Here is a 24,980-nt window from a genome sequence, read left to right on the forward strand (position 1 = left end):
TGGCCCGCACTCAATCTTCCTCGATGCGCCGCGCGTCGCTGGTCTCGATCTCGCCGAAGCCCTCGGTCTGCGGCGTCACCGGCAGCGTGTCGGTTTCCGGATGGACCATGCGCAGATTGACGTCGCGCTGCGGGAACGGAATCTCGATCCCCGCCGCCCGGAACCGCTCGACGATCGCCATGCGCAGTTCGGTGCGCACCGTCAGGCCGAAGCCGATGTCGGCCAGATAGGCATAGAGCGTGAAGTCGAGCGAGGATGCGCCGAAATCGTCGAACGAGACGAACGGTTCGGGATTGCCCAGAATGCGCGGATGGTCGGCGGCGATCTCCAGCAGCATGTCGTGCACCTGTTGCGGATCGCTCGCATAGGAGACGCCGATCGGGATGATCACGCGGCCGAGCGTGTTGCGGTGCATCCAGTTGGAGACCGGCGAATTGATCAGGTCCGAATTGGGCAGGATCAGCGTCTTGCGGTCGAACAGCTGAATCTCGGTGGCGCGCACGGAGATGTTGGTGACCGTACCGGTGAAGCCGCCCGCCTCGATGATGTCGCCGGTCTTGAACGGCCGCTCGGCCAGCAGGATCAGGCCGGAGACGAAGTTGGACACGATGTTCTGCAGTCCGAAGCCAATGCCCAGCGACAGCGCGCCGGCGACCAGCGCGAGCTGGCTTAGATCGAAGCCGGCGGCCGAAATGCCGATCAGCGCGGCGATCGCGATTCCGAGATAGCCGATCGCGGTCTTGATCGAGTTGCGCAGCCCCTGCTCGACGCGGCTGCGCTCGAGCACCTTGCCGTCGAGCCAGTTCTGGAACCGGCGCGTCATGAAATAGCCGACAAAGAACAGCGCGATCCCCACGAAGATCGAGGTCAGCGAGATCGAGATCGAACCGACCGGAATGTCGGTGAACAGACGCTGGCCGACCGCGCGGATCTCGGGCCACTGGAAGCCCCACAGCAGCGCCAGCACCGGCAGGCCGATCAGGAACACGATGATCGTCAGCGCGATGCCGAGCGCCAGGCCGATCTGGTCGACCGCCGTTTCCGACAGCGACAGCCGGCTGGAAATGGCCGTTCCCATGCGCGATTCGGCGAATGCGTGGTCCGTGGCGATCGCCTGCGCGGTGCGATAGCCCAGATAGATCGTCGCCAGCACCGCGCCGGTGATGACGATCTGCTGCGCCGCGAACCGGGCAAAGCCGATATAGCCGGCGAGCGCGGCGAGGATCAGCATGGCGCCGAGCGCGACCAGCGGCCACTTGATCCAGCCCGGCCAGGGCCGCGGCGGGCCGAGCTCGGCGTTCTCCTCGTCATGTTCGGGCGGGCGCGGCCGGATGAACGCGATCACGATGAGCAGCACCCCGACCGCAAGGCTGACGATCAGGCTGCGGGCGATGGTGATCGGCAGCGACGTGCCGACGATGTCGCTGATCTGGGCGACGAGGATGTCGGCCACCGTGACGACGGCCATGGCGACCGCAAAGGCCTTAAGGGACCGCGCCGCCCCGTCGGTCACAACGATCAGCCGCCAGTTGGGCTTTGCCGGCGCGAGCACCGCTTCGGCCAGCCGCCACACCAGCAGGATCGCCGCGACGCCGAGCAGCAGCCGCGACAGGATGGCGAAGATGTCCGGTCGCAGCAGGCCGGCCGTGTCGAGCCCGCCCAGCGCGAACGCCAGGAACGCCCACAGCGCCAGCGTCGGGATCAGCGTGTACCAGAAGGCATTGGTGATCCGCGCGAACGCGGTCGGCGGTTCCTCTCCCTCGGGCCGGGCGATCCAGGTGGCCACCGTGCGGCGCAGGATCCACCAGAAGGCGATCGCCAGCGCGATCAGCGCGATCGCCGCGGCGAGCACGATCTGCGATTTGGTGCGCCAGGTGAAGCTCGCCCAGGAGACGATGCGCCGTTCCAGCGCGAGCGCCCGATCGGCCAGATCGTCGACCAGTTCGGGGCCGAACGCCTGGGTGATCTCGAAGCGGCGCGAAAGGGTCTCGGTGAAGAGCTCCCGACGCCGTTCGGTGATGCGCTCGATGGCGTTGCGGGCGGCGATCGATTCGCCCTCGAGCCGCGCGATCAGCGTGTTGATCAGAGCCCGCTCTTCGGTCAGCGCCTCGCGTTCGGCGATCAGCGTCTGCGGCTCGGGCGGCTCGCTTTCGGGCGGCACGGGGCCGATCTGGTCGAGCCGTGAGCGCACCGTGCCAAGGCGCGGCGTGATGTCGACGCCGGCGGCCAGCAACGCATCCTGCAGGGCAGCCAGTTCCGTGGCGATCTCGGCGAGCCGGGCGTCGTCGTCAAGGCTCTCGTCGATATCGTTGACCAGCCGCTCGACGTCGCGGGCCAGAAGCATCACGCGATTCTCGTCGTCCGGACCGATCTGCTGCGCCGCCGCCGGCACGGCACCAACACACAGGACCACGAGCAGAAGAATGAGGCGGACGACCAGCATGGCGATGCCATAGCATATTCGACGCCCTGCGAAAGACGGCTTGACGCCGATCGCGCGTCGCGGAAACGTCCATCCGCGCCGGTTTTGAGTCATGCCGGCGGTCGCGGGCGGTGCAATCTGTGCCGGCAACAGAGAGGGATCATGGCGGACTATTCTGCCCTTGCGATCGTCAGGAACGCCCTGACGGGCAACGAGAACTGGAAGCCGGCCTGGCGCAAGCCCGAACCGAAGACGCGCTACGACGTCGTCATCATCGGCGGCGGCGGCCACGGGCTGGCGACCGCCTACTATCTGGCCAGCGAGTTCGGCATCCGCAACGTGGCCGTGCTGGAGAAGGGCTGGCTCGGCTCGGGCAACATCGGCCGCAACACCACCATCGTGCGCTCCAACTACATGCTGACCGGCAACGTGCCCTTCTACGAGCACTCGATGAAGCTGTGGGAGAACCTCAGCCACGAACTCAACTACAATGTGATGTTCTCCCAGCGCGGCATCATCAACCTGTTCCACACCCCGGGCCAGGAGGACGAGGCCGCGCGGCGCGGCAACTCGATGATCCTTCAGGGCGTCGACGCGCGCTTCGTCCGTCCGCCCGAACTCAGGCGCCGCGTGCCGGCGCTGAACGTGTCGGGCAACACGCGCTTTCCGGTGCTCGGCGGACTCGAGCAGCCGCGCGCCGGCACCGCCCGGCACGATGCGGTCGCCTGGGGCTATGCGCGCGGCGCCGACCGGCGCGGCGTCGACATCATCGAGAACTGCGAGGTGACCGGCTTCGTGCGCGACGGCGATCAGGTCACCGGCGTTGAGACGACGCGCGGGCGGATCAGCGCCGGCAAGATCGGCGTCGCCGTCGCCGGCTCGACCAACCGCGTGATGGCGCTGGCCGGCATCGAGCGGCTGCCGATCGAAAGCCACGTGCTGCAGGCCTTCGTCACCGAAAGCGTCAAGCCGTGCCTCGACACGGTCGTCACCTTCGGCGGCGGCCATCTCTACATTTCCCAGTCCGACAAGGGTTCGCTCGTCTTCGGCGGCGATATCGACGGCTACAATTCCTATGCCCAGCGCGGCAACCTGCCGATCGTCGAGGACGTGATGAGCGAGGTGCTGGAACTTTTCCCCGCCTTCGCCAAGCTGCGCCTCCTGCGCTCATGGGGCGGGATCATGGACATGTCGATGGACGGCTCGCCGATCATCACGAAAGGGCCGGTGCCCGGGCTCTATCTGAACGCGGGCTGGTGTTATGGCGGCTTCAAGGCGACGCCGGCGTCGGGCTGGTGCTTCGCCCACACGATCGCAAGGGACGAGCCGCACGAGCACAATGCCGCCTTCACGCTCGACCGGTTCCACCGCGGCTATGTCATCGACGAAAAGGGCCAGGGAGCGACGCCGTGGAAGCATTGAGGATTTGGTCTGGCTCCGCCCCTCACCCTTACCCTCTCCCCGCGCGCGGGGAGAGGGTGGCGCAGACTGCTATGCCTTACGGGACAGAAATCGGGATGAAGTTCTGTCTCCGGGACGCGATCTCCAACTCTCCCTCTCCCCGCATGCGGGGAGAGGGTAAGGGTGAGGGGCCGCTGCCATCGGGACAAATGGGGCGCGAAAGATGATCATCCCCTGCCCGTTCTGCGGCCCGCGCGATCTATCCGAATTTGCCTATTGCGGCGATGCCGACAATCTCGCCGCCCGTCCCGATCCTGCCTCGACCGATCAGGCGGCATGGAACGCCTATGCCTATGACCGCGCCAACCCGGCCGGCGAGCATGCCGAGATCTGGCAGCATGCCGGCGGCTGCCGCCGGCACCTGCGCGTCGTCCGCAACACGGTGACCCACGCGATCGGCGCGGTGGAGATGGTGGGGAGCAAGTCATGACGGGTACAGCAACAGGTGCCCCCACCCGTCACCCCTCCCCCGAACGCGTGGGAGGGGGGACCTCCACATGGCGCGCCTCCTGCAATGCTCGGGCCAGGCACGAGAACCGACGACCGGCGATGGCGCCCAGGTCCCCCTTCCCACGCGTGCGGGGGAGGGGTATGGGGTGGGGGTGCACCCGCCGGGCCCGACCATGCAAACCACCTTCGACCCCGGCGAACGGAGCCACCCGATGACCGGCTATCGCCTCCCGCACGGCGGCGCCCGCATCGACCGCTCAGACACGGTCGCCTTCACGGTCGACGGGCGCCAGCATTTCGGGCTCGCCGGCGACACGCTCGCCTCGGCGCTTCTGGCCAATGGCGTGCGCGTCATGGGCCGGTCGTTCAAGTATCACCGCCCGCGCGGTCTGATGGCGTTCGGCGTCGACGAACCGTCCGCGCTGTTCACGGTCACGACCGACGGCGTGCGCGAGCCGAACGTGCGCGCCACCGAGATCGAGATCTTCGACGGGCTGGCCGTCGAGAGCCAGAACCGCTGGCCGTCGCTCGACACCGACCTGATGGCGGTCAACCAGCTCGGCGGCAAGGCGCTGGCGGCGGGGTTCTACTACAAGACCTTCATGGGCCCGGTGATCGGCCCGCTGAAGGGCACACGGTTCTGGATGGTCTGCGAACGCTTCATCCGCCGCGCGGCCGGTCTCGGCCGCCCCGGCACCGCGCCCGACCAGAGCCGCTACGAGCGGATGAACGCCTTCTGCGACGTCCTCGTCGTCGGCGGCGGCATGGCCGGACTTCACAAGGCCGTTGAACAGGCCGAAGCCGGCAAGCGCGTCATCGTCTGCGAGATCGAGCCGCACTGGGGCGGCGGCGCGGACGCCAAAAACGAATCCGAAATCAGGCGGATGGTCGATCTGCTTCAATCGCATCCGCAGGTAACCTTGCTGCCGCGCACCACCGTCTGGGGCTTCTATGACGGCAACACGCTGGCCGCCACCGAGCGCGTGACCGACCATCTGCGCACCGCGCCCGAAGGCGCCGCGCGCCAGCGGACATGGACCATCCGGGCGGGCCATGTCGCGCTCGCCACGGGCGCGCTGGAACGGCCGATCGTCTTTGCCGGCAACGACCGGCCGGGCGTCATGCTCGCCGACGCCGCCCGACGCTATGCGGCCGCTTTCGGCGTGCTGCCGGGCCGGCACCTGACGGTCTTCACCAACAATGACAGCGCCTATGCGACAGCTCTCGCGCTGCGCGAGGCCGGCGCCAACATCCGCGCGATCGTCGACCTGCGCGCCGAGATCGGCGACGCCGCCCGCGCGCTGGCCGACAGGGCCGGCGGCCGGCTCCTGACCGGGTACGCCGTGATCGGCACCAAGGGCGCCAGGGGGCTGACCTCGGTGTCGGTCGCCCGCTACCGGCACGACACGCAGAGCTTTTCGGGCAGCGCCGAACAGATCGAGACCGATGCCCTGCTCGTCTCGGGCGGCTGGTCGCCGGTGGTCCATCTGGCCAGCCAGGCCGGTGCGAAGCCGGTCTGGGACGATGATCTTCAGGCCTTCCTGCCGCCCGAAAGCCGCGGTCCTTGGTCGGCGCACGGCGCGGCGGCGGGCGATCTCGACTTCGGCGCCGGGCTGTCGCCTTCCCCGGCCCCCGTCTTCGAGATCAGGCACCCCGGCAAGGCGTTCGTCGATTTCCAGCACGATGTGACGGCCGACGATGTGCGCCTTGCCCATCGCGAGGGCTTCCGGTCGGTCGAACATCTCAAGCGCTACACCACCCTCGGCATGGCGACCGATCAGGGCAAGACATCGAACGTGCCGGGCCTTGCCATCATGGCCGACGCGCTCGGCAAGCCCATCCCCGAGGTCGGCACGACGCGCTTCCGGCCGCCCTACACCGCCGCCTCGCTCGGCTCCATCGCCGCCGAGCGGTTCGGCGACCTGTTCCCGCATCGCCTGACGCCGATGCATGACTGGCACGCCCAAAACGGCGCGCGCATGTATGCCGCCGGCCACTGGGACCGGCCCGAGAGCTACAACCGGCCCGGCGAGACGGTCGAACAGGCCTATTTCCGCGAGGCGAGGACCGTGCGCACCGGCGTCGGCCTTGTCGATGTGTCGACGCTCGGCAAGATCGACATACAGGGACCGGACGCGGGCGAGTTCCTCAACCGGGTCTACACGAACGGTTTCGCCAAGCTCGCGGTCGGCAAGGCGCGCTACGGGCTGATGCTGCGCGAGGACGGGTTCGCGATGGACGACGGCACCACCTGGCGCCTTGCCGAAGACCGCTTCCTGATGACGACGACGACGGCGAACGCCGGCAGGGTGATGAGCCATCTCGAACTGTGTCTCGACGTGCACTGGCCCGAACTGCGCGTCCACGTCACCTCCGTGACCGACCAGTGGGCCGGCGCGGCGATCGCCGGGCCGAGATCGCGCGATGTGCTCGCCGCCTGCGTCACCGGCACGGCGGTCGACAATGACGCCCTGCCCTTCATGGGCATCGTTCACGGCGCGATTTCGGGCGTGCCGGTGATGATCTGCCGGCTGTCTTTTTCCGGCGAGATGGCGTTCGAGGTCTATTGCGGCGCCCATCACGGCACCCATGTCTGGGAGGCGCTGCTCGAGGCCGGCAAGCCGTTCGCCATCGCGCCCTACGGGCTCGAGGCGCTCGGCACGCTGCGCATCGAAAAGGGCCATGTCACCGGCGCCGAGATCGACGGGCGCACCACCGCGCGCGATCTGCATCTGGACTGGATGCTGTCGTCGAAGAAACCGTTCGTCGGCTCGGCGATGATGGACCGCGAGGGCCTGACCGACGATGCCCGCTGGACGCTGGTCGGCGTCGTCTCGCGCTCGGGCGAAAAGCTCAAGGGCGGCAGCCATGTCGTCGCCGGCGACAGGGACGATCCGGGCCCGAGCCTTGGCCATCTCACCGCCATGGCGTTCTCGCCGGAGATGAACGCCTATGTCGGCCTGGCGCTGGTCGAGGGCGGCGCGAACCGCATCGGCCAGCACCTTTTTGCGACCGATCCGGTGCGCACCGGCACGCACATCCCCATCGAGATCGTCAGCCACCACATGGTCGACCCCAAGGGAGAGCGGATGCATGGCTGAACCGTTCGTCGCAACGCCGGTGATCCTGGAGGCCGCCGAGAGCCCGCTCGCCGGGCACTACGACAATGGCGCGTTCGGCAATCTCGATCATGGCCCGCAGGTCACGCTGACCGAACGCTTTGCGCTTGCCATTTGCGACGTGCACGCCTGGCCGGGCGCCGAGACGAAGACCGCCAACGCCATCAAGCGCGCCTCCGGCGCGGCCGTGACGAAGACGAAGGATGCGGTGGCCGAGACGGCGCAGGCCTTTCAGCACGCGCCGGGCCGCTGGACGGTGATCGCCGGGGACGTCGCCCTGCCCGAAGCGCTCACCAAGGCCGTCGGCGACAATGGCACGGTGGTCGATCTGAGCCACGGCCGCACGGTGCTGCGCGTCGACGGCGAGCAGTCGCGCCGGGTTCTGTCGAAGCTGTTCGCCATCGACTTCCACCCCGACGCCTTCCCGCCGCAAAAGGGCCTTGCGACAAAGCATCACGAAATCTTCGCGCAGATCCAGCGCGTCGGCGAAGATGGCTTCGACGTGATCGTCTTCCGCTCCTACGCCCGCGCCTTCTGGCACGCCTTGACGCGAGCGAGCGAGGAAGTCGGCTACGCGGTGGAGTGACGGGCGCGCCACTCCCTCTCCCCGCCTGCGGGGAGAGGGATGCGAGACCGCGCGAGCAAGGCGAGCGCTGGTCGCAGTTGGGTGAGGGGCGAATGTGCCCAGCCGATCATGACGTCCTCACGCGCGGCCCCTCATCCGAGCGCTCGCTGCGCTCGCGCCCACCTTCTCCCCGCCTGCGGGGAGAAGGACACCGCGCCGACCACTGGGGCCAATGGCCTCGCCACTCCGGCAACAGCCTCAAGATCTCTCTATCGGAGTGAACCCTGATGATGTCAGGCGCTTACGCAGGGATCGCGCACTAGTGGCAATGAACGGTGCCGGTCCGATTGTCCATGTGGCAGCATTGGCCGGGCGGCGAGTTCTTTCGGCATCCGCCGCCATGCGCATTCGCCAGCGAAGGCAGCAGCAGCCCTGCCATCGCGAGACCAAGGATCAAGCTCTTCATCGGAACCCCCTTCTTCTACCTCCGGAAGAGTATCTTCAGTATATACACGCTTTTGGTGTATCAATCAGACTATCGGCTATGGCCTTGGGCTCCTACGCACGCGAAAAGACGACCGCCTTGCGATGGGTGCGATCCCGATCCACACCACCGGGTTGATTCCACCCCCGACGTCCGTGCTAGCCCGGTCACCAACCGATGTCCTGGCAACCGCTTCTCGACCAGCCCTTCATCGTCACCTGGCACGCCTTCGCCGCCATCGCCGCGATCGTGCTGGGCGCGATACAGCTTGCCGGACCCAAGGGCACGCTGGCGCACCGGGTGGTCGGCTATGGCTGGGTCGCGCTGATGCTGTTCATCGCGATCGGCAGTTTCTGGATCCACTCCATGCAGGTCTGGGGGCCGTTCAGCCCCATCCACCTGCTGTCGATCCTGGTCATCGTCACGGCACCGCTCGGCGCCTGGTATGCGCACCGGCATCGGGTGAAGGCCCACCGCGCGACGATGATCCAGCTCTACGCGCTCGCCCTGATCGTCACCGGCCTGTTCACGCTCTGGCCGGGCCGGGTGATGCACGAGGTGGTCTTCGGCTGAACGCGCCGCCTACCGGTAACGCAGCGCGAACGCCTCATAGGGCGCAAGGTTGAGCCGCGGCTCGATCGCGGTGCGCGGGGCGACGTTCGTGATCAGGCATTCGCCCTCGCCCACCAGTTCGTCCGGCGTCTCGAAACCGGTCGCCTCGGCGCTGAAATTGGCGATCACGACGAGCCGTTCACCGTCCAGTTCGCGCGTGTAGGCGAACACGCGCTGATCGTCCTCGGCGACCGGCGCGAAATGCCCCTCGACGATCACCGGCATCCGGCGCCGCAGGCCGGCCAGCGTCCGGTAGTTGGCAGACACCCCGTCCGGGTCGGCGCGGTCGGCGGCGACGTTGATCTCGGCATGGTTCGGGTTCACCTCGATCCACGGCGTGCCGGTGGTGAAGCCGGCCTGCGGCCCGTCCGTCCACTGCATCGGAACGCGCGCATTGTCCCGCCCGCTCAGATTGGCGCCGGCGAGAAAATCCTCCATCGCCAGCCCCTGCGCCATCATTTCGGCGTAGCGGCCCTCGATCTCCAGATCGCGGAACTGGTCGAGCCGCTCGAAGGCGACATTGGTCATGCCGATCTCCTCGCCCTGATAGATGAAGGGCGTTCCCTTCATCAGATGCATGACGATCGCCAGCATCTTCGCCGAGCGCACCCGCCAGCGGCCGTCATCGCCGTAGATCGACACCTGCCGGGGCAAATCGTGGTTGGACAGGAACAGCGAGTTCCAGCCATCGTCGGCGAGCGCCCGCTGCCAGTCGAACAGCACGCGCTTGAAGCGCACCAGATCGAACGGTTTGGGCTTCCACTTGCCGAAAGTCTCGTCCCAGCCCTGGCTGACATGGTTGAACTGGAAGACCATGTCGAGTTCGCCCCGGTCGCGCCCGCAATAGAGCGGCGCGGTCCGCGGCGTCACCGCCCAGCTCTCGCCGACCGAGACCACGTCGCGGCCAGCCAGCGTCTGACGGTGCATCTCCTGAAGATACTCGTGCAGATAGGGGCCCTCCTCCAGCCGGTCCGTATCGACGTCCTTGCCCAGCAGCGAGACGACATCCATCCGGAAGCCGGCGATGCCCCGATCGAGCCACCAGTTCATCATGTCGTGGATTTCGGCGCGCAGGTCCGGGTTCTGCCAGTCGAGGTCCGGCTGATGCGCGCTGAAATAGGCGAAATAGTACTGCCCGACCGCCTCGACCCAGTGCCAGGCCGGCCCGCCGAAGATCGCCGTCCGGTCGTCCGGCGGCCCGCCATCCGGGCCCGGGTCGCGCCAGATGTAGTACGCGTGCTCGGGCGCCTGCCGGCTCGCGCAGGCGCGCCGGAACCAGTCGTGCTCGTTCGAGGTGTGATTGACCACCAGATCCATGACGATGCCGATGCCGCGCGCCCTGGCTTCGGCGACCAGCCGGTCGAAATCATCCAGCGTGCCGAATTCGGGAGCGATGTCCCGATAGTCCGCGATATCGTAGCCATTGTCGCGCATCGGCGAGCGGTAGACCGGCGACAGCCAGATGAAACCGATGCCCAGTTCGGCCAGATAGTCGAGCTTGGAGATGATGCCCGGAATGTCGCCGATCCCGTCGCCATCGGAATCGCAGAAGCTGCGCGGATAGACCTGGTATCCGGTCGCCGACTTCCACCATGGCAGATCGTCGCGTTGCATGGGCCTTGTCCTCCGCTGTCGTGCTGACCGTCCGGCGGCCCGCTAACGCGACACGGCGCGCGGATGCAAGAGGATTATGGCAAAGCGTCCGCCATCGCCTCGGCGCCGGCGACATACGCGGCCTTGACGGCGCGGTCGTCGCCGAGCGTCTGCAGCACGAACAGTTCCTCGGCCAGCGTCTCGGCGCGCTCCATACGCAGCGCCATCGCATCGGTCGCGTGCGCGTCGAGCACGACGAAATCGGCCTCGGTGCCCGCGTCGAGCGTGCCGATTCGGTCCGCCATGCCGATCGCCTCGGCATTGCCGCGCGTGGCCTGCCAGAAGGCGCGGAAAGGATGAAAACGATGCCCCTGAAGATTGAGCACCTTGTAGCCCTCGTCGAGCGTCTTCAGGAGCGACCATGAGGTGCCGCCGCCGATGTCGGTGGCGATGGCATGGCGCACGCCACCGCCCTTGATCCGGTCCAGATCGAAAAGCCCGCTGCCCAGAAAAAGGTTCGAGGTGGGACAGAACACCGCCACCGCCCCGGTCTCGGCCATGCGCCCGATCTCCCGGTCCGACAGATGGATGCAGTGGCCCATCAGGCTTTTCGACGTCAGGAGCCCGAACCGTTCATAGACATCGGTATAGTCGACCGCGTCCGGAAACAGCGCCTCGACCGCTTCGATCTCGCCATGGTTCTCCGACAGGTGGGTCTGGATCAGGCAGTCCGGATGCTCGCGCGCCAGCGCGCCGGCCGCCTCCATCTGCGCGTCGGTCGAGGTCAGCGCGAAGCGCGGGCTGATCGCCACCTCGAGCCGCCCTGCCCCGTGCCATTCGTCGATCAGCGCCTTCGTGTCGTCATGGCCGGTCTGGGCCGTGTCGGTCAGCGCCTCGGGCGCGTTGCGGTCCATCATCACCTTGCCGGTGACAAGCCGCATGTTGCGCGCGGCCGCCTCGGCCAGCAACGCCTGCGCCGAGGCCTTGTGCACCGAACCGAACGCCACCGCCGTCGTGGTGCCGTGCGCCAGCAGCATGTCGCAGAAGCGTTTGGCCATCGCCGCGGCAAACGGCGGGTCGCCATAGCGCTGCTCCTCGATGAAGGTGTAGCTGTTCAGCCATTCGAGCAGCGATCCGGCGTAGGAGGCGACGACCTGGCCTTGCGGGAAATGGATGTGCGGGTCGATGAAGCCGGGCACGATCAGGTGCGGCCGGTGGTCGGTCACCGCGGCGCCGCGATGGTCGGCCGGCAGGTCCGCCCAGTCGCCGGCCCATGAGAGCAGCCCGCCCATGCAGACGAGCGCGCCGTCCTCGATGTAGGTGAACGATGAAAGGTCGTCGGCGCCAAGCGGCTCCCGGTGAAACCACAGGAGCCGCCCGCGCACGATCGAAACCTTCTGCTGCGGCCCTGCGGCCATGCCCCGATCTCCCCCGGTCAAACGGCCGGACTATGGGGGAGATCGAAGGGCATTGAAAGGCCCGTGACCGTCAGCTCCGCACGAGGCTGTCGGTGAAGATCACGTTGACCGGATTGAACCGGATGCGCCGGATCGAGGTGTCGCCGTGCGGGTTGTTGTCGGTCGAGATGTCGTCGCCCAGCGTGTCGCCCAGAAGGCGGATGTCGCGCACCGGCCCGTTGCCGTTGACCGTGACGATCAGCCCGCCATCCTCGGCGGCGCCGATCAGCGCGCAGCCGATCGGCGCGCAGCCCGGCCCGGAACGGAACCGGACGGTCGAGATCGTCGGCGAGGTGATCTCGCGCACGAAGCGGGCGCCGTCGCTGGGCTGCCAGCGCCAGACCTCGAAGGTCAGCGGCCCGATCGAGGTGCGGCTGCCGTCGCCACCGTCCTCGCGGGCCGACATCAGCACCTCGGCGAACACGGCCCGGCCGTTGCGGCCGACGAACAGGCGGGTGCCCACGGTGATGATCGGGCCCTTTCCGTCGAAGTCGCGATCGCCGCGCTCGACATTGGTGGGCACAATCGCCCGGTCGATCGTGCGCGGCTCGATCTGGCCGCGCTCGTCGGCGAGCGTCGGCGAAAGCGTCGCGCCGGCGGCGGCGAGACCGGCCAGACCGGTGAACGCGAGGCGGCGCAGGCGTGCGAAGACAGTGCGGATGCAGGGCGGGCGGTGAACTGTGCTAGTGATGGTCATGGTCGTCTCCTGGGGTCGTTCGGCGACGCGCGACGCGCCGCCTTCATTGACCGCCATGATGGGCCGCGCCCGCCCGGATCGCTGTGCGGACGGTCACAGGCGGAAGCTCCGGCCATGGCAAGAGCGGAAAACCGGCCTATCTGCCGGGTCGATGGCACGAACCGGACGCAAGCAAGCGATGACGCGCGGAAACAAGTCGCACCTGCCGCAGAAGCCGTGCGTCGTGTGCGGACGGCCCTTTACGCGGCGGCGCAAATGGGCGCGCGACTGGGACCGCGTGCGCTACTGCTCGGAACGGTGTCGCCGCGCCCGCGGCAGCCGGAAAGAGGCAGACTGACCTGCCACGCGGCACCGCTGCGGACGCGAGCGCCGCAAGCGACCGTGGCTAGTCTTCCGTCTCGGGCCTGCGGCGCAGCTTCAGCACGCGCGGCACGCGGAACATCAGCGGATGGTCCTTCGCTCCGGCCCGCCCCTCCTTCGGCTCCTCGGCCAGCGCCGGCAGGAAATCGCCGCGCCGGGCCATCTCGAAGGTGTTTTCGACGAGCGGGGCGAACCCGCCGCGATGCAGCGCCGACAGAAAGCCCAGCGTCACCGCGGCACTGCCGGTGAAGACCCAGTTGCAATCCTCGAAATGGCAGTTCACCAGTTCCGGTGGCGGCCCGCCGGCATAGACCAGTTCGCATCGCGCGAACCGGCAGTTGCGGAAACCGGCGCCGTCGAGTTCGATCCGCTCGTCGGCGAACGATTGTCCGTCATGGCGGGTCACGGCCGGTCCTCCTCGTGCGCGGTGAGCGCCTCCGCCGCCGCGGTGAAGCCGGCGAGCGAGACCCCGAGCGTGATCACCTCGCCTTTCACCGAGCGCATGCTGACATTTAGCGTGCGGCCCGCGCGCATCGCGGCGACCATCTGTGCGTCGAGCGGCAGCTGCGCGTAGACGCCGGCCGCATCGCTGGTCCCGATCGCCGCACGCAGCGGCGTGCCGCGCTCGTCCACATCGAGCGCGATACCGGCCGGCAGATCGAGCCCGTGCGGCAGGCGTACCAGGCCGGTCAGCCCGGCGCCTTCGTCGGCCACCCGCAGCACGACCGTCATGACATGGTCGCCGGTGCCCTCGGCGGTCAGGATCTGGGACATCTGGCAGCGGTCCTCGTCGCCGGCGTCGGTCGCGCACTGCACGACCCAGTCGCCATGCACGCCCGGCTCGGCCGCGCCGGCGCGCGTGCCAGGACCGGCGACCGACGCCACCAGCACAAGGCCTGCCGCGACCCGTCGCCGCCGCGCCCTGGTCGATATGCCGCGAATCCCGTTCACCCGCATGTGCCCTGCCCTGCAACCCCGAAGGACGCCAATGGCCGGCACCATGGCGCAAGCCGGCGGCAGCGGCAACGATCCGCCGGTGACATGCATCCAGAGAAAAAGGCACAGGCGACCGGGTGCCGCATCAAGAACGACCCGTATGCTGGCAGCAATCGGTTCCCGTCCATGTCTTCCCCATGTGCCGGCGGGCTTTATCATGTGCCAATTCTGCAACATGCGCGATGATAGAAAGAAAAACCGCTGCATCCACTGGCGCGTAACATGCGGTTAATCTAGCGTCTCTGTGATCCGCAGCGCGATTCCACGGGATTCCGACGTCGTCACGGCCGAAATGGCTCCACGACGCACGAAGACCGAAGCGGGCGATCGCTTGGCGGACGGGTGAGAGCGGCACGATCGATCTCGATGTGGACGCCTTGCCGTCAGGGGGTGAGGCGTGTTGAATTTCGAGGCGTGCATGCGATCGGACGGCTGCGGTCAGGCGGCCGACGCGCGGCCGCTCGATCATCACGTCCGGCGACCGGCCGACCCCAGGATCCGCGCCACGCTGCCACGCCTGACCACCACGGCCTCGCTGACCGCCATCGCGTTCGCCACCGGCACGATCTCCGGCCGGGCGAACGATGCGATCACGGGTATCCTTCCCATCTCCGCCGACGATGATCCGCATCTGGCCGCGCCGGGCAGCACCGTCACGATGGTCGCGGTCGGCGCCGACGACACGCACGACTATCTGCTCGACCTGGGCGGCAGCGGACCGGACACGATCGACAGGCGCATCGCCGCCGCATTCGGCGACGGTGACGAAGCCACCCGCCTGCCGCCACCGCCCGCCGAACGGCCGGTCAGGCAGGACACCGCTCCGGGGGCGGACGCGACACCTGCGCAGGACGGCGCGCCCCGGCAATCGACCTACGCGCTACAGAGCCAAGCCCGCATCGTCAGCGCCTTCTCGCCCGATCGCGGCCCGCTCGCGATCGAGCCCAAATGGGGGCCGTTCATCGATTTCATCGCCCGGCCCGGCTCGCCCTATTCGTCCGGGACGATCGACGTCTTCGCGCCGCTGTTTCAGGCCGATGACTGGCTGCTCTACATCAATGCGGGCGGCACGCTGTCGACGCTCCCCTCCCAGCAGGGCAGCATCGGCGGCGGCTACCGGCAGATCGTGCCGGACTTCCTGTTCGGCCAGGACACGATCCTGGGGGTCTACGGTTTCGTCGACTTCCTCAACACGAAGAACAACAACAGCTTCGTGCAGGGCACGATCGGCGCCGAACTGCTGACCGAGAACTTCGAGTTCCGCATCAATGGCTACCTGCCCGGATCGCGCACCTACGATGTGGGCGGCGTCAGCGCCGGGGCTGTGGCGCTGCAGGGCACCAACGTCATCCTGTCGGGCACGCAGCGGCGCGAGCAGGCCCTGCCTGGCTTCGATGTCGATGTCGGCCTGCGCTTCGAACTCGACCCGGACACCGCCTTCCGCGTTGGTGGCGGCTACTATCGCTTCGAACGCGGCGCCAGCAAGGTGGAGGGCGGGCGCCTGCGCGCCGAGGTGGCGTTCGACGACCCGTTCGGCTTCGACGGGGCGACGCTTGCGGTCGGCGGCGAACTGACCCACGACAACCAGTACGGCACCCAGGGCAACGCGACCATACGCTTCCGCATGCCGCTGGGATCGAACCGCACCTATGGCGACGAGGGCGGCGCATCGGACGGCATCGACGGGCTGATGGTGCGCCCGGTCAACCGCTTCCAGAACATCGTGGCGCCCGAGTTCGACGTGCCGGTCGAGAACGCCGGCCCCCTGACCGACGCGGCGACCGGCCAGACGCTGCAGGTCTATCACGTCGCGCAGACAGCCCAGGGCACCGGCGACTGCTCGAGCGCCCAGAACGCCTGTACCTTCACGGTCGCCCAGGGGCTCGCCGGGGCGGGCGACACGTTCCTTGCCGTCGATATCGCCGGCGACATTGCAGACGTCTTCGCGCTGACCGCCGACCGGCAGCGGGTCGTCGGCGCCGGCGATGCGGGCACGGTTTCGGTGCCGCTGACCGACGCGCTCAACTCGGTTCTGACGCTCGGCGGCCTGGGCGGCCGTCCCACCGTCGCCGGCGTCAATTTCGGGGCAACCGACAGCCCCTATCTGGCCGGCATCGCCACGAACGGCGCCGCCGGGATCGGCGGCAACGGCTTCACCGGCACAGCGACGATCATGGACGTGCGCACCACAGGCGGCGGGCTGGCGCTCCAGAACAGCGCCGCGACCGTCAACGTGTCCGGATCGCGGTTCGATGGCGGAGCGGGGTTCGGCGTGTCGCTGACCAATCTGGGCGGCGCCTTCACGATGACCGGCAGCACGGTCACCGGCAGCGGCGGCAGCGTCCGCATCGAGGGCGGTAACGGCGCGATCAGCCATGATGGCGCGATCACCCAGACCGGCGCGGCGAGCGCCGTCGACATCCGCAACCGCACCGGCGGCGCGGTGACCTTCGGCGGGCCGGTCACCGCCAACACCGGCGCGGCGACGGCCATCAATCTGCAGAACAATGCCGGCACCATCGCCTTCGGCGGCAATCTCGACATCGATACGACCACCGGCACCGGCATCCACCTGAACGGCAACACGGGGCCGGTCAACTTCGGCGCGATGACGCAGATCGACGTCGCCGGCGCCGGCACCGGCGTCGATTTCCAGGGCACCACGGGCGGCGCGGTCGGTTTCGCCGATCTCGACATCGCGCTGTCGGGCGCCAACGTCACGGCGTTCGACCTTGCCGGCGCCATGATCAATGCCAATGTGACCGCGACCGATTTCGACGTGTCCTCGACGACCAATGTCGGCACGACGGGCATCGATCTGTCGGGGACCACGGGTCCGGGCACGATCCGGCTCGGCGACATGAACGTCGCCGGCCAGAGCGCCTCGATCGCCGGCGTCGATGTCGGCGTCCGGTTCAGCGCCGCATCGAACGCCACCTTCGTCTTCGGCGACGGCGAGAGCCCGACGGACCGGGGCTCGACCATTTCGGGCACGACCGCGATCGCCAACGGCTCGGCGGCGACGAACGGCTCCTATGATTTCGACGATGTCGCCTTCACCGGCACGCTCGATTTCACCGCCGCCGGCGGCGGCGATCTGGTCTTCGTGGCCGCCACGGCGACGGGCGACGGTTCGGGCTCGGACGTCGACAACCGCGCCAATGTCATCACCGCCGACGCGATCGTCGCCGCAAACACGACGTTCGTCCTGATCAATGACGGCGCGGCGATCGACGATGTCGACGGCTTCACCCTGTCGAACGACCAGACCATGGCCTCGTTCGGCAACGGCCGCACGTTCGCCAGCGCGGGCCTGATCATCCCGGCCAGTTTCTCCGGCGTGCCGGGCGGCGGCGCGGCGATCACCGATCCGACCGGCAACGGCGCGGCGGTGCTCACCAACACCGGCGCCGGCGACACGCTGACAGCGCTCGGCGCGGTGACGACGCAGGACTTCATCATCGAGAATGCGGCCGGCGGCGACGGTCTGGCGGGAACGGGCGCCATCGGCATCACCTCGACCGGGCTGACGATCCGCAACATCACGGCCGGTCAGGGCATCGATCTGGACAATGTCACCGGTACGGTGACGCTCGATGACACGACGGTCGCAACGACGGTCAGCAACGGCGTCGACATCGCCAATTCCACCGTTTCCTTCACCGGCGATCTCGACATCGATACGACCACCGGCACCGGCCTGAACGTCACCGGCGGTTCGACGGTCGGCGTCGCGGCGGCCGGCATGCAGACCATCGATTCGACGGCGGGCGTGGCGCTCGACATGGCGATCGCGACGATCGGCGCCGGCGGTGTCAATCTCGACACCGTGTCCGGCACCGGCGGAACGCGGGCGATCAACCTGACCGGTGTCACGACCAGCGCCGGCAACGGGATCAACATCGGCCGGGCAAATGCGCTCAATAACACCGTGCAGGGCATCGCGATCGACGACGTGACCGGCGCCGGCGGGGTGACGATCGTCGCCGCCGACATCGACAATCCGACCGGCCGCGGCATTGCGATCACGGGCACCAACACCGGCGCGACGTTCAGCATCGGCACCGGCACGTCCGGCGGCCTGACGGGTCTGAGCATCGATGGCGGCACGATCGGCGTGTTCCTCAACCAGAACGGCGGCAATATCAACGTCGGCACCGGGACGGGCTTCGTCCGGATCGGTGAAACGACGGCCCCGACCGTCGCCGGCGTCGACAATGATGTCTCCAACGCCGGCGAGGCGCTGAACGTCGGCAACGCCACCAACGCGTCACGGATCAATTCCGGTGGTCGCGGACTGGATCTGTTCGGCCGCCCGACGCTGACGGTCACCAACCTCGACATCACCAATGCCGGCACCGAGGGTGTCCATCTCGCCAATTTCGGCGGGACCGCGACGTTCGACGATCTGACCATCCAGGGGATCGGCGGCGCGAGCAATGCCGTCAACATCGTTCAGGTCAACGACACGAGCACGCTGACGTTCAACGATCTGGTGATCGGCGGTTTCGACGGCGGCGCGACCGGCGGCGGCATCGTCGCCAATGTCAGCGGCGCCGGATCGACCAGGATCGCCTTTGGCGGGACGACGAACACGATCACCGCGCCCGGCGCGGCCATCGACGTCGACAACACGTCCGGCAACGCCGCCTCGGTGGTCCTGGGGCTCGACAATCTCGCCCTGACGCGCGCGACGGCCGGCTTCACGCTCGACGTGGACGGCGGGGCGACAGACGGCGCAACCGTCGTAACGTCTCTGAACGGCCTGACCATCATCGGCAACGGCACCAGCGGCGGCGCCCTGTTCGACCGGGTCACCTTCGATGCCGATACCGGCACAGCCGGCATCCAGCAGGTGACGGGCACCGGCACCACGCAGATCGGTCAGGGCGTCGGCGCGCGGGTCGTCGGCGATGGCCTGTCCCTTCTGGTGCCGACCGGGGATCTGGCGCTCGGCACGGTCGATATCTTCAACACCGGCGGCACGGGCCTCGAGGTCGACACCAAGACCGGCGGTCCGACCGTTTTCACGCTGGGCACGACCGGCGGAACGGTCGACACGGCCGGTGGACCGGCGCTGTTCCTCGATCCGCTGACCACGGCCATGACCCTCAACGCGGTCACGTCGACCAACAGCGCCGCAGCCCTTGGCGCAACGGGCGCAGGCGCCAGCGGCAACGGCACGGGCATCACGCTCGACCAGGTCTCGGGCACCTTCACCGTGACGGGCACGACGACGATCACGGGTGCGGCGGACGACGCCATCCTGCTGACGGGCAATGCCGGCTCCATCGGCTTCGGCACGGTGGCGATCGCCATGGACACCGGCGCGGGCACGGCGGGCATCGACGTCGAGGGCGCGAACGGCGCCATCACCTTCGGCACGACCACGATCACAGCCGTCGGCGGGGCCGCAAACCAGACCGGCATCGATCTTTCCGGCGCGATGCTGAACGGAACCGTCGCGTTCCAGTCGGCGGCGATCAGCGGACCGGACACATCGACCACCTCGATCGGCATCGACCTGACCGGCGTGACCGGCAACCAGCTGGTCAACATCGGCAGCCAGCTGAACCCGGACACGGGGCCGTCCAGTTCGATCACCGACCTGCATCGCGGCGTGGTGATCGACAACACGGCGGCGGTGCAGTTCACCTTCGGCGACGGCGAGAGCGCCGACGATACGGGCTCGTCGATCAGCGTCAACGGTCAGGCCGGCGCCTTCACCGTCGATGTCGCCGGCGGCACGCTGCCCGCCTCCAGCTTCGATTTCAACGATGTCGTCTTCACCGGCAACGCGAACCTGCCGGCTGCCGCGGGCGCGGTCACTTTCGTGTCCGAGACCGGTGGCAACATTGCCGCGAACACGCACAATCTCAGCCAGTCGCTGAACACCATCACGGTCGCCGATGCGGAAGCCTTGGCCAACACCGGACAGACCTTCGTCTTCGTCGCCCACACGGGCGCCGGCACGATCGATGTGGGTGTCGCGGTCAATGGCGGCGGCGCGGACGGCTTCACGCTGAAGGACGGTCAGTCGCTCGACGGGTTCGACGATGGCCGCCAGATCGCGTTCGGCACGATCCAGCCGGCCAATGTCGAGGGCAATCTGGGCGCTGTCGGCGGGCTCGTCACCCAGGACACGGTGATCGCCAGCAACTCGGCCGGCGGTGCGACCTCGATCGTGGCGACGGCGGCCGGCGCCGGCAATTCGACCATTCGCAACACCGTGTTCGACGGCACGGGCCTTGGCGCGGGCGACGCGGCGATCTCGGTCAGCGGCGCGGCCAACGCGGTCACGGTCAACAATGTCGAGATCACCAATGTCGGCGCCGGCGCGACGGCGGTCCTGCTCGACAACAATGCCGGCGGCGTCGCCCTCACCGATGTCGACCTGGTCGGACCCAATGCCGGCGCTGCGCTCGGCATCGACGCGGGCACGGGTTCGACGGCGGCGATCACGGTCGATGCCGCTTCCGACATCGACGGCACGACCGGGACCGTCGTCTCGATCGGCGCGGGCGGGCGGAACGTCACCATTGGCGGCGCCATCGCCGCCGCCGGCAACACCGACAACGTCATCGATATCGCCGGCCAGTCCGCGGGGACGATCCAGTTCGGCGCGGTGACGTCGTCGACGGCGACGGGCGACAGCGTCATCGAGGTGACAGGCCAGACCGGCGGCACGCTTTCGTTCGGCAACGTGGCGATCACCGGCTACGGCAACGCGGGCACCGACACCGCGATCGAGCTTGCCGGGTCGGGCGGCACGGCGACCTTCACCGATGTCGACATCACGACGACCAACGGCGCCGGCTTCTCGGCGACGGGCGCCGGCCTGACCGTGGCGGCGAATTCGGGCGACATCAACGCGGCGGGCGGCGCGGCGGTCAACCTGACCGGCGTGCGGGCGCTCAACTTCGCGCTGACATCGGTCACCGGCAATGGCGGCGGCGCCGTCGGCAACGGTCTGGTGCTCAACAATCTCGGCGCGAACTCGGGCTTCTCGGTCGCCGGCGCGACGACGCTCGACAACTATACCGGGTTCGGGCTCAGCATCGCCAACCTGGCGCAGAACGGACAGACCCTCGCCTTCGGCGCCGTCAACATCAACACGACCGTCGGTCAGGTTGACCCCGGCGGAGACGGCATCGGCATCGACACGATTTCGGCGACGGGCACCGATATCGACTTCGGCGCGGTCACGATCGGCAATGCCACCAACGGCTCCGGCACGGGCATCGCGATCGAGGACATCACCAACGCGGCGACCGGCTTCGATCTCGACTTCGGCTCGCTGTCGCTGAACAACCTGTTGCTGGGGCTTGTCGTCGACGATTTCGACGCGCCGGGCGCATCGACGATAACGGTGGCCGGGACGACCAACATCACCGCCAACCAGTTCGACGCGATCCGGATCATCAATTCGGACGGCGACATAACCTTCGGCGGGCGCACGACCATCATCAACGGCGGTGCGGCCGCAGGTGCCGATGGCATCGATCTGGGCACCAGCGCCGGCGGCGCCAACACCGGCGCCTACACGTTCAACGGCCTCGACGTCACGGTCAATGGCGCCGGGGCGTTCGGCTTCCGGGCCACCGATTCGGGCACGGTCACGATCAACGATCCGGGCGGCAACAACCAGATCACCTCCAACAACGGCACGGCGGTGTTCATCAACCCGACGGTCGCCAACATCACGCTGCAGAACGTCACGTCGACGAACGCCACCGGATCGGGCGTCGACCTGACGCTGGCGGCGGGATCGAACTTCACCGTCAACGGCACAACGGCCGTCACCGGCTCGGACGAGGCCGGCGTGGAGATCACCAATTCGGGCGGCTCGACCGTTTCGCTCGGCACGCTCACCATCGACAATGACGGCGCCGCCGCGGACGGAGCCGGCCTGTTCGTCAATCAGGCCGGCACCGGGACGCTCAATCTCAACGTGACGACGGGCACGATCGCCAGCGGTAATGACGAAGCGATCAATCTGTTCAACACGTCCACCGGCGGCATCGCCCTCGGCGTCACGCTGACCAGCGTTTCAGTGAACGGGGCCGCCGAAGGCATCAACATCGTCCGTACGAACGGAACGATGTCCGGCTCGCTGAACACCGGGGCCGGCGGATCGATCACCGGCACGACAACCCGCGCGATCAACGTCAACGGCGGGACGGAAACGGTGACGATCGGCCAGTCCGTGACCACGGCGGGCGGGGAAGCCGTACGCGTCTCCAACAAGACAGGGGGTTCATTCACCCTCTCGGGCAACATCAACCACGCCGGCGGCGGCCAGGGCGTCGTCGTCAGCAATACGTCCGGCGGAACCGTCACAACCTTTTCGGGAACGTCGAAGGTCATCAACGCCGGCACCGCCAACGGCGTCAACCTCACCGGCAACACCGGCGCGACGATCAACTTCACCAATGGCGGGCTCGACCTGGACACCACGTCCGGTACCGGCTTCGGCGCGTCGGGCGGTGGCACGGTCAATGTGTCCGGCGCCAACAACACGATCCAGACGACCAGCGGCAGCGCCCTGGTCCTGGACAATGTAACGATGGGCGCCACCTTCGCCAGCGTCGGAGCCAGCGCGCTCGCCGGCGCCAACGGCATCGACCTTCAGAACACGTCCGGCACTCTGACGGTCCAGGGCGGCACGATCACGAACACGGCGGCCTCCACCGCAATCAGGATCGGCGCCGTGGGGACGAATGCCAGCGGCGGCAACGCGACGACCAATATCGCCACCAACGTCAATTCGTCCGGGGCGACGGGCGTGGCGGCCGACATCAGCGAACTTACCGGCGGCTCGGTCACGCTTTCGGGCAATTTCACCGACGACAACGCCTCGGGCGGCGCGTTCCGCGTCCGCCAGATCAACAACGGCACGGCGGCGACCGTGACCTTCTCCGGTGCAACCAAACAGGTCAGCACGGCCAACATCCTGGCTGTTCAGGTCGCCGCCAACACCAATGGAACGGTCAATTTCACCAATGGCGGGCTCGACATCGACACCACGTCCGGCACCGGCTTCGGCGCGTCGGGCGGTGGCACGGTCACGGTCCAGGGCGCCGGCAACACGGTGACCTCGACGACCGGCACCGCTGTCACCATCACCGACACGACGATCGGCGCGGCAGACGTGACGTTCCAGAGCGTGTCGGCCAACGGTGCGGCCAACGGCATCCTGCTCGAAAACACCGGCACGACGGGTGCATTCACCGTAACCGGCGACGGCACGACCACCGGCGGCGTTCTCAACCGGAACGGGACCGGCGGCACCATCCAGAACACCACGGGAGACGCGGTGTCGCTGCTCAACGCGTCGAACGTCACCCTGCGTCAGATGAACATCATCAATGCCGGCGATGCCGGGATCGAATCCTCCGGCGGCGGCACCTTCACGCTCTCGGCGCTTTTGATCCAGAATCCGGCCGCAGACGGCATCCGCGCGGTCAACCTGACGGGCGTCAACCGGCTCGACAATGACAGCTTGATCACCCAGTTCAACGGCGCGAACGCCAATGGCCTGGAGGTCGACAACAACAACACCAACCTGACCTCGTTCACGGTCGACGACAGCACCTTCTCGAACGCCACCAGCGCGGCTGCGGCCCTGTTCTTCCGCTCGCGCGGCACCTCCAACATGGCGCTGACGGTCCGGAACCAGAGCAGCTTCACCGGCCTGTTCAGCACCGCAATCCAGAGCGTCGCCGGCGATCTTCCAGGTTCGACGGGCACGCTGACGACCACGATCCAGAACTCGGCCTTCACCAATGCGGCCGCCAACGGCACGGGCAACATCTTCCTGACGTCGAGCGCCGGCGCCACGCACATTTTCACGATCAGCGGCAACACGCTCGACGATCTCACCAAGACGGCGATCACAAGTGCCGGCGTGATCCAGCTCAACCTCAGCGGGGTGACGAACGGCGCCACGCTCGCCGGCACGGTCGACAACAACGACATCGTCGACACCAACGGTCGCGGCGCGATCTTCGCCATTCACGATCCCGCAAACACGTCGACAACCGCCGCGAACACGCTTGACGTCGCGATCACCAACAACCGCATCGACAATGTGACGAGCAGCGTCGACGCGATCAGCATGAACATCCAGAACCCCGTTGCGGCCGCGACGCCCGGTACGCACAGCCTGACGATCAGCAACAACCAGATCGGCCAGGGCAACAATGGCGGCACGGCCGGCAATGTGAGCCCCTCGCGCCAGGTGATCGAAGTCGTGGTCTCCGAGGGCGAACGGCTCGATGCGCTGGTCCAGAACAACACGATCACCACCACCGCCGCGGCCGACCTGTTCAGGGCGGCGGGCATCGAGATTGGCGGGCGGTCCGGCACCCTCAATCTGACGGTCACCAACAACACCTTCACCCAGAACAACGGCGCCGGCGACAACATGGTGATCGAGAGCCTCAACGCCGCCGGCGGAACGGTCTGCGCCAACATTTCCGGCAACGCGCTGGCCGGAACTGCGACGAACATCGATCTCGACATCGTGACCGCCGGCGCCCTGAACGTGCCCCAGGCGAACGCCGCCGCCGTCAGCGCGGCGAACGGAGGTGCCACCGTCAACGCCTCGGCCGGCGTCAGTTTCAACCAGCCCGTCTGCCCGACGCCGTGATCGCCGCCCGATACTGACCAGGCCAGCGGCGGAAATGCCCGCTCCAAGCATTGACTCCGGCAAGGATAGCTGCGTTACTGATCAGATCACACCGATCGATGTCATGCGATTGT

At 67.8% G+C, this 24,980-nt stretch carries 13 protein-coding genes; 7 read left to right on the forward strand and 6 right to left on the reverse strand.

Annotated features, from left to right (window positions below):
• Window positions 1-10 precede the first annotated feature (10 nt).
• Entirely contained in the window at window positions 11-2,443 is a 2,433-nt protein-coding gene (locus E0E05_RS12735; RefSeq protein WP_158629364.1) for a mechanosensitive ion channel family protein, read from the reverse strand.
• A gap of 141 nt (window positions 2,444-2,584) precedes the next feature.
• Here E0E05_RS12735 and E0E05_RS12740 point away from each other — a divergent pair, with 141 nt between their 5' ends.
• The 5 genes from E0E05_RS12740 to E0E05_RS12760 all read left to right on the forward strand — a co-directional run bounded on the left by E0E05_RS12740 (window position 2,585) and on the right by E0E05_RS12760 (window position 9,074).
• A complete protein-coding gene (locus E0E05_RS12740) occupies window positions 2,585-3,844 on the forward strand; it encodes a sarcosine oxidase subunit beta family protein (protein WP_131617055.1) in 1,260 nt (419 codons plus the stop codon).
• A gap of 202 nt (window positions 3,845-4,046) precedes the next feature.
• Window positions 4,047-4,313: a sarcosine oxidase subunit delta gene (locus E0E05_RS12745; protein ID WP_131617056.1), complete on the forward strand. Its 267-nt coding sequence runs from the start codon at window positions 4,047-4,049 to the stop codon at window positions 4,311-4,313.
• A 232-nt stretch (window positions 4,314-4,545) separates the two neighbouring features.
• A complete protein-coding gene (locus E0E05_RS12750) occupies window positions 4,546-7,434 on the forward strand; it encodes a 2Fe-2S iron-sulfur cluster-binding protein (RefSeq protein ID WP_131617057.1) in 2,889 nt (962 codons plus the stop codon).
• Window positions 7,427-8,038 (forward strand): sarcosine oxidase subunit gamma, encoded by a 612-nt coding sequence (locus E0E05_RS12755; RefSeq protein ID WP_131617058.1) that lies wholly within the window; start codon window positions 7,427-7,429, stop codon window positions 8,036-8,038. Before E0E05_RS12750 ends, E0E05_RS12755 begins: the two co-directional genes overlap by 8 nt.
• 640 nt (window positions 8,039-8,678) lie before the next feature.
• Window positions 8,679-9,074, forward strand: coding sequence for a DUF2306 domain-containing protein (locus tag E0E05_RS12760; protein WP_131617059.1), 396 nt, complete (start codon window positions 8,679-8,681; stop codon window positions 9,072-9,074).
• 9 nt (window positions 9,075-9,083) lie between these two features.
• On the opposite strand, the gene E0E05_RS12765 is transcribed toward E0E05_RS12760, so the two are convergent.
• The 3 genes from E0E05_RS12765 to E0E05_RS12775 all read right to left on the reverse strand — a co-directional run bounded on the left by E0E05_RS12765 (window position 9,084) and on the right by E0E05_RS12775 (window position 12,917).
• Complete coding sequence (locus E0E05_RS12765) at window positions 9,084-10,727, reverse strand: glycoside hydrolase family 13 protein (RefSeq protein WP_131617060.1); 1,644 nt, start codon at window positions 10,725-10,727, stop codon at window positions 9,084-9,086.
• A 74-nt stretch (window positions 10,728-10,801) separates the two neighbouring features.
• Window positions 10,802-12,124: a guanine deaminase gene (guaD, locus tag E0E05_RS12770; RefSeq protein ID WP_131617061.1), complete on the reverse strand. Its 1,323-nt coding sequence runs from the start codon at window positions 12,122-12,124 to the stop codon at window positions 10,802-10,804.
• Between the two features lie 70 nt (window positions 12,125-12,194).
• Complete coding sequence (locus tag E0E05_RS12775) at window positions 12,195-12,917, reverse strand: hypothetical protein (protein ID WP_131617062.1); 723 nt, start codon at window positions 12,915-12,917, stop codon at window positions 12,195-12,197.
• Between the two features lie 121 nt (window positions 12,918-13,038).
• On the opposite strand from E0E05_RS12775, the gene E0E05_RS12780 reads away from it, so the two are divergent.
• On the forward strand, window positions 13,039-13,197 hold the full coding sequence (locus tag E0E05_RS12780) for a DUF2256 domain-containing protein (RefSeq protein WP_131617063.1): 159 nt from the start codon (window positions 13,039-13,041) through the stop codon (window positions 13,195-13,197).
• Between the two features lie 48 nt (window positions 13,198-13,245).
• On the opposite strand, the gene E0E05_RS12785 is transcribed toward E0E05_RS12780, so the two are convergent.
• Together E0E05_RS12785 and E0E05_RS12790 are read right to left on the reverse strand one after the other, a co-directional pair.
• Window positions 13,246-13,626 (reverse strand): hypothetical protein, encoded by a 381-nt coding sequence (locus E0E05_RS12785; RefSeq protein WP_131617064.1) that lies wholly within the window; start codon window positions 13,624-13,626, stop codon window positions 13,246-13,248.
• A complete protein-coding gene (locus tag E0E05_RS12790; RefSeq protein ID WP_158629365.1) occupies window positions 13,623-14,171 on the reverse strand; it encodes an invasion associated locus B family protein in 549 nt (182 codons plus the stop codon). Before E0E05_RS12790 ends, E0E05_RS12785 begins: the two co-directional genes overlap by 4 nt.
• Before the next feature lie 463 nt (window positions 14,172-14,634).
• Between E0E05_RS12790 and E0E05_RS12795 the strand changes: the two genes are divergently transcribed.
• A complete protein-coding gene (locus E0E05_RS12795; RefSeq protein ID WP_131617066.1) occupies window positions 14,635-24,867 on the forward strand; it encodes a beta strand repeat-containing protein in 10,233 nt (3,410 codons plus the stop codon).
• Window positions 24,868-24,980 lie beyond the last annotated feature (113 nt).

Source organism: Roseitalea porphyridii (genome assembly GCF_004331955.1).
GTDB classification, from domain to species: domain Bacteria; phylum Pseudomonadota; class Alphaproteobacteria; order Rhizobiales; family Rhizobiaceae; genus Roseitalea; species Roseitalea porphyridii.

What these genes read in the sequence shown, in the direction of transcription:
- E0E05_RS12760 (WP_131617059.1), top strand. Translation starts at nt 8,679, where the DNA reads ATGTCCTGGCAACCGCTTCTCGACCAGCCCTTCATCGTCACCTGGCAC.
- E0E05_RS12780 (WP_131617063.1), top strand. Translation starts at nt 13,039, where the DNA reads ATGACGCGCGGAAACAAGTCGCACCTGCCGCAGAAGCCGTGCGTCGTG.
- guaD (WP_131617061.1), bottom strand. Translation starts at nt 12,124, where the DNA reads ATGGCCGCAGGGCCGCAGCAGAAGGTTTCGATCGTGCGCGGGCGGCTC.
- E0E05_RS12755 (WP_131617058.1), top strand. Translation starts at nt 7,427, where the DNA reads ATGGCTGAACCGTTCGTCGCAACGCCGGTGATCCTGGAGGCCGCCGAG.
- E0E05_RS12745 (WP_131617056.1), top strand. Translation starts at nt 4,047, where the DNA reads ATGATCATCCCCTGCCCGTTCTGCGGCCCGCGCGATCTATCCGAATTT.
- E0E05_RS12740 (WP_131617055.1), top strand. Translation starts at nt 2,585, where the DNA reads ATGGCGGACTATTCTGCCCTTGCGATCGTCAGGAACGCCCTGACGGGC.
- E0E05_RS12795 (WP_131617066.1), top strand. Translation starts at nt 14,635, where the DNA reads ATGCGATCGGACGGCTGCGGTCAGGCGGCCGACGCGCGGCCGCTCGAT.
- E0E05_RS12750 (WP_131617057.1), top strand. Translation starts at nt 4,546, where the DNA reads ATGACCGGCTATCGCCTCCCGCACGGCGGCGCCCGCATCGACCGCTCA.
- E0E05_RS12735 (WP_158629364.1), bottom strand. Translation starts at nt 2,443, where the DNA reads ATGCTGGTCGTCCGCCTCATTCTTCTGCTCGTGGTCCTGTGTGTTGGT.
- E0E05_RS12775 (WP_131617062.1), bottom strand. Translation starts at nt 12,917, where the DNA reads ATGGCGGTCAATGAAGGCGGCGCGTCGCGCGTCGCCGAACGACCCCAG.
- E0E05_RS12765 (WP_131617060.1), bottom strand. Translation starts at nt 10,727, where the DNA reads ATGCAACGCGACGATCTGCCATGGTGGAAGTCGGCGACCGGATACCAG.